The 644-nt window shown below is 64.1% G+C and carries 1 protein-coding gene; it reads right to left on the bottom strand.

The annotated features are described in order from the left end of the window. Positions 1–644, bottom strand: a 644-nt coding sequence (gene istA / locus IEX32_RS20470) for an IS21 family transposase (protein ID WP_188773366.1), incomplete at both ends; no start/stop codon positions are given.

The following is a 644-nucleotide window of genomic DNA, read 5'->3' as shown; positions in this document are numbered from 1 at the left end:
GGACCATGGCGCCGGTTCCGCGCGGTTACGACCTCGTCGATGAAGCGGCGATAATCGGCAAGGTCGGCGAAGTCCGCGCTTGCGCGCAGCAGCAGCGCATCCTTCACCACGGCCTTGATGTGGCCATGGGCGCTCTCGATCGCACCGTTCTCGTGAGCAACGCCGGTGTTGTTGCGTGTCGGCTCCATCCCATAATGGGCGCACAGAGCGTCGTAACGCCTGGTCAGGTCGGCCTTCGTATCGGCGTCGAGATTGCGAAAAGCGGCCGACAGACTGTCGGTACGGTGGAGCTTCGGCGCTCCGCCCGCCGACCAGAGCGCGTTCTGCAGCCCTTCGGCGAGGGCGACGAAACTCTCCCCGCCAAGGATGACATGCCCATGCTCGAAGCCACCGCAGGGCAGGCGAAAATGATAGAGCAAGTGATCCAGCGGCACCCCGGCGATGGAAACCTTCAGGTCGTTCATGCACGTAAAATCGGACATGCCGAGCCGGCCGGGCTCATGCACCTGTCTGAAGATGACTTCCCGATCCTGACCGTTCAGGGCGCGCCAGTCGCGGATACGCCTCTCCAGGGTTCGCCGGGAGCCGAACTCGGTCTCGGGATATCGGCGGCGCAGTTCCTCGAAGATGGCGACGGGGCGAAG

This window comes from Novosphingobium endophyticum (assembly GCF_014640675.1).
Classification (GTDB): Bacteria; Pseudomonadota; Alphaproteobacteria; order Sphingomonadales; family Sphingomonadaceae; genus Novosphingobium; species Novosphingobium endophyticum.
This window is presented reverse-complemented; position numbering and strand designations above follow the sequence as displayed.